Raw genomic sequence first — 4,732 nt, forward strand, 5'->3', positions numbered from 1 at the left:
CTGCTTTTTAAGATAGTACCCTATAAATTAATCAAATAAAGTTTTACACAATAAACTTTCAATACGTTCTATTTCTTTATAAAGATGGTTAGTCATTTGACTTGTTGTAAGTACAAAAGTTATTCAAAAAAAGGGCTTTTTTGTTTTAGGGTTGGAGACAAATTTTTATGTTTTTCTATTATTCATTGAACCCAGTGAAAAATTCTTCTAATGACACATTCATTGCTTTTAAAATTTTAATAAGTGTATTCAATTGTATGTTCGCACCAGCTTCATATTTGCCATATTGAGGTCTACTAATATTGTTTTCGTATGCAAAATATTCAGAGTTAGTATAGCCTGCTTTTTTTCTGAAATATCTTAATCGCTCCCCTATTTTTTTTAGATAGATTCTTTCATTATTGTCTGTTTCTGACTTTTTGTTTATACTATTCTTAGGTGCCATTTTTATACTCTTTTTGTAGAGCAAATCAATTGAAAGACTTTAAATTGTGTAACTCTAAATGAAACACCTCTATATAAAGAGATATTTATATATTTGTTTCTAATTTTAAATTTATTAATTATGAAAAAAATAGTACTTTTATTAGCGATTTGTCTCGCTTTAACGACCCAAACACTTTTTGCTCAAGTGCCTTCCTATGTTCCTACCACTGGACTTGTTGGCTATTGGCCATTTAACGGAAATGCCAATGATGAGAGTGGGAATGGGAATAATGGAACTAACAATGGTGCAACGATTACAACTGATAGATTTGGAAATGCCAATAGTGCATATAATTTTAATGGCTCTTCTAAGATCAATGTGCCACATTCAAATACTTTAAATGTTGGTAATGAAATGACAATAAGCGTATGGTTTAAGCAGAATACCATGGAAAATACGATAAATTATATTCTTCAAAAGGGTAGCGGGGGCGGTTGCATTAATACAGGGTATTCTTTAAATATTGATTACAATTTTGGAAATATACCTAACGGCCAAAAACTATTATCATACGGTCAAAATGGTAATTGTGCTAATATAGGAAGTGATATACAATTAAATTCTTCTTGGCATTCGATGATTGTTGTATATGCTCCAAATACTGGAAATAAATTATATATTGATGGTCAATTAGTAAATGGAAATTATTCTGTTTGCAGTAGTTGCAATATATTGAATTCTTTAACTCCACTAATTATTGGGGGGTTTTACAGTACTTCGGGCGGCTTTAATTGGAATGGTTTATTAGACGACATCGGTATCTGGAACAGAGCCTTAAACCAACAAGAAATAACCAACTTATACAATTCAGCTAATTCAAATGAATGTCTAACAATGGTAATCAACACAGGTGCTTTAAGTACAAATCCCGTAACATACACAAGCACTGTTAATATTTATCCCAACCCAGCTAATGACCAAATAACTATTGATTGTGGTAATCTAGCTAACGTAGTGGGTTGGAGCATTAAAATTACAAATATGCTTGGTCAAGAAGTATTTAATCAGCCGATGAACACCCAACAATATGTTGTGCCTTTAAATTCATGGACGGGTCAAGGCATGTACTTCGTTAAAATCAGCAATGCTCAAAACGAGGTGGTAAACATCAAAAAAATTATATTGCAATAAGTTTAGTTAAGTTATAATTGAGCCACAGGAAACTGTGGCTTTTTTGTTAGCAGCATGTAGGCGTAGTGCAATCGTTTTAAATCTACTATAAAATGGTTCGACAACTTGATAGTGAAGGGTACAAAAAACCTTAAAAAGCTATCTTTTTAAGGTCTTTTTATTGCCGTATTTAGTAAAAAACGCTCAGTGAATACCATTCACATTGCCTCATCGTCTCATCGCCATTTTAATCATCCCAAGTTTTTAATGACATAGGTTACTATACCCCAAATGATCAATTCATTTTCTTCTGTGATTAAAATGGGAGGATAGTTGGGATTTTCTGGCATTAAATACACGGTATTTTTTTCTTTTAGAATGCGCTTCACCGTAAACTCCCCGTCAATACAGCACACCGCAATTTTATTATGAACGGGTTCCAAACTACGGTCGATGACCATGATATCGCCATCGTCTATTCCGGCACCAATCATTGAATTTCCCGAAGCTTTTGCGTAAAAGGTAGCTTCGCGGTTGCGAACCAATACGTGATCCAAACTGATTTTTGCTTCATCAAAGTCGGCAGCCGGTGAAGGAAACCCCGCTTTGATTCCGCCTGAGAAATAGGGGAGTCCTTCCTTCGGACTTAAATCGGGGATAAAAAAAGTGAGTTTAGCGTTTTTTAGCGACATTGTACGGTAATGATATCGTTAATATTGGTGGTGAATTTGGGAGACAAATGGTTTTGCTTCATCTTCCACGTTCGATTCAAATCGTGCATTCCCAGGCGAATCTTTCGCTCTCCTGTTTTTTTGAAATAGGCATCCATCACTTTCATTAGCGCTTCGTGTTTTGGATTTTCATCCTGAAACAAATTGAACTGCTTTTGGTTTTGAGGGGTAATTGATGAGACAATCACGCCTGTTTTTTTGTATTCTTCTCCTTCGCGAAACAGTTGTGCAATCATGCGGGTGGCGGTTTGACTCAGCGTAATGCTGGAATGGGTAGGAAACGGTAAGGTTTCTTGGGCATAAAAGTTATACCGTCCGTTATCGGGATTATGAAATTTATCTTTGCGCAAATACACGGTAATAACCTGACAGTCCGATTGTTGTTTTCGTAATTTTTCACCACAAATCGATGCAAAAGTCGATACCCGCTCTTTCAATTCGTCGAGGCTGCTGATGCGGCCTTCAAAACTTCGGGTGACGGCGATGTGTTTTTTATCCTTAGGTTCTTCGAGTTCTAGCACCGACTGACCCAATAATTCCAAACGCAAACGATTCCCCACGACGCCCATTTCTTTTTGTATGTAGGACTCATGTTGTGACAGTGTAAAATCGAAAGCCGTATGAATCTGGCGTGCTTTCATTTTTTTTGTCAACCGAAAGCCGATGCCCCAGACATCTTCTATGGCTGTCCATTTTAACGCTTTGATTCGTTTTTCTTCGCTGTCAATGACATAGGAGCCTTGGGTGCGTTCGGGAAATTTTTTGGCAATTTTATTGGCAATTTTAGCCAATGCTTTGGAGGGAGCAAAGCCAACAGAGATTGGAATACTCAACCATTTCAGGACGCGCTTTCGCATTTGAATCCCATAATCCTGCCAATGGATTGCGTGCATGCCGTCAAAATTCAGGAAGGCTTCGTCGATGCTGTAGACTTCAACATGGGGTGTAAAACCTTCCAAGATTTTCATAACGCGACTACTCATGTCCCCATACAGCGCATAGTTGGATGAAAATACATGGATGCCGTGTTTTTTAATCAGTGGACGGCATTCAAATTCGGGCGCACCCATGGGAATTCCCAAGTCTTTTGCTTCGTAACTCCGCGCAATGACACAACCATCATTGTTGGACAGCACCACGATAGGTTTTCCCACCAATTGCGGTTGGAACACCCGTTCACAGGAGGCATAAAAATTATTGCAATCGACTAACGCATACATGGTATAAAAGTAGCGAATCGGATGAAAATGACGGGAAAGAACAAGCGTTAAAATTCGCCATTGTTCATAAAAAAAGGCCATCCGTTGGGATAGCCTTTGTATGTTTAAAATCGTGTGATTATTTCAATAAATCCATCATGCAACTCGGGTAAATTCCCATACCGATATTGAGTACAATAGCCACTACTGCGACTAAGGTATACACCCAAGATACGGAGGCTACTTCATCATCAGCTTCTTTATTGTACATGGCTAAAATCAATTTAAAGTAGTAGCCAATACTGATGATAGAATTCACAACACCTGCAATAACGGCAATTAAATAACCCGCTTCAATAGTTTGCGTGAACAGGGAGAATTTTGCAAAAAAGCCCGCAAAAATTGGAATCCCCGCCATAGACAATAAGGCCATGGTGAGAATTGCAGCGAGAATTGGGTGGCGTTTACCCAACCCATTGAAATCAGCAACATTCTGCGTCTCTTTATTTTTGGTAACGGCAGCAATGACAGCAAATGCAGCAATACCCGCCAAAGCATACGCTGCTGTATAATAGAAAAGGGTGCCAGCAGCGGTGGTTAAACTTAACAAGGCCAAAAGCATAAATCCGGCATGAGAAATTCCTGAAAATGCCATCATTCGTTTTACATTCTCTTGACGTAAAGCTAAAAGATTCCCCACAAACATGGTTAAAATGGCAACTGCTAAGAGTGCTATTTCAAAAGAGTAGGGCATTTCTTTGTTCAAGCCCGTAACCAATTTGTATAATGTAGCCACGGCAACCACCTTGGCTAAGGTACTCATGGTAGCGGTCACCAAAGTGGGCGAACCCTCATATACATCAGGCGCCCAAAAATGGAAAGGTGCCGCAGCAATTTTAAACAACATTCCAATAAGCATCATGGTAATTCCAAAATAGAACCAAATGGGAAGTCCGGCCCCTTGCGACAATTCATAGATTTCAGCTACATCAAAGTAACCCGTAGCGCCGTAGACTAAACAAATTCCAAAAAGGATAAAACCAGAAGCGAAAGAACCCAATAAGAAATATTTCATACCGGCCTCATTGCTCAATAGACTTAGACGTTCGCTACCTGCAAGGATATACAACGCGATGGAAAGAATTTCAATTCCGATGAAAAACATCGATAAGTTTCCAAAAGAAACCATGGCAATGGCTCCGGCC

The 4,732-nt window shown here is 38.3% G+C and carries 5 protein-coding genes; 1 reads left to right on the forward strand and 4 read right to left on the reverse strand.

Annotation, left to right across the window (positions count from 1 at the left end; genetic code table 11):
* Positions 1-178 precede the first annotated feature (178 nt).
* Positions 179-445: a helix-turn-helix domain-containing protein gene (locus tag ABWO12_RS12060; protein WP_353089262.1), complete on the reverse strand. Its 267-nt coding sequence runs from the start codon at positions 443-445 to the stop codon at positions 179-181.
* A gap of 120 nt (positions 446-565) precedes the next feature.
* Here ABWO12_RS12060 and ABWO12_RS12065 point away from each other — a divergent pair, with 120 nt between their 5' ends.
* Positions 566-1,618 carry a LamG-like jellyroll fold domain-containing protein gene (locus ABWO12_RS12065; RefSeq protein WP_353089263.1) on the forward strand — a complete coding sequence of 351 codons (1,053 nt, stop codon included), beginning with the start codon at positions 566-568 and terminating at the stop codon, positions 1,616-1,618.
* 230 nt (positions 1,619-1,848) lie between these two features.
* On the opposite strand, the gene ABWO12_RS12070 is transcribed toward ABWO12_RS12065, so the two are convergent.
* The 3 genes from ABWO12_RS12070 to ABWO12_RS12080 form a co-directional block, all read right to left on the reverse strand.
* Entirely contained in the window at positions 1,849-2,289 is a 441-nt protein-coding gene (locus ABWO12_RS12070; protein WP_353089264.1) for a LexA family protein, read from the reverse strand.
* Positions 2,280-3,629: a Y-family DNA polymerase gene (locus tag ABWO12_RS12075; protein WP_353089265.1), complete on the reverse strand. Its 1,350-nt coding sequence runs from the start codon at positions 3,627-3,629 to the stop codon at positions 2,280-2,282. Before ABWO12_RS12075 ends, ABWO12_RS12070 begins: the two co-directional genes overlap by 10 nt.
* 37 nt (positions 3,630-3,666) lie before the next feature.
* Positions 3,667-4,732 (reverse strand): NADH-quinone oxidoreductase subunit N (locus ABWO12_RS12080; RefSeq protein WP_353089266.1); only part of this gene is annotated, 1,066 nt, incomplete at its 5' end.

It is taken from the genome of Flavobacterium sp. (genome assembly GCF_040379285.1).
Lineage (GTDB): Bacteria > Bacteroidota > Bacteroidia > Flavobacteriales > Flavobacteriaceae > Flavobacterium.

What these genes read in the sequence shown, in the direction of transcription:
- ABWO12_RS12060 (WP_353089262.1), bottom strand. Translation starts at nt 445, where the DNA reads ATGGCACCTAAGAATAGTATAAACAAAAAGTCAGAAACAGACAATAAT.
- ABWO12_RS12065 (WP_353089263.1), top strand. Translation starts at nt 566, where the DNA reads ATGAAAAAAATAGTACTTTTATTAGCGATTTGTCTCGCTTTAACGACC.
- ABWO12_RS12070 (WP_353089264.1), bottom strand. Translation starts at nt 2,289, where the DNA reads ATGTCGCTAAAAAACGCTAAACTCACTTTTTTTATCCCCGATTTAAGT.
- ABWO12_RS12075 (WP_353089265.1), bottom strand. Translation starts at nt 3,629, where the DNA reads ATGGCCTTTTTTTATGAACAATGGCGAATTTTAACGCTTGTTCTTTCC.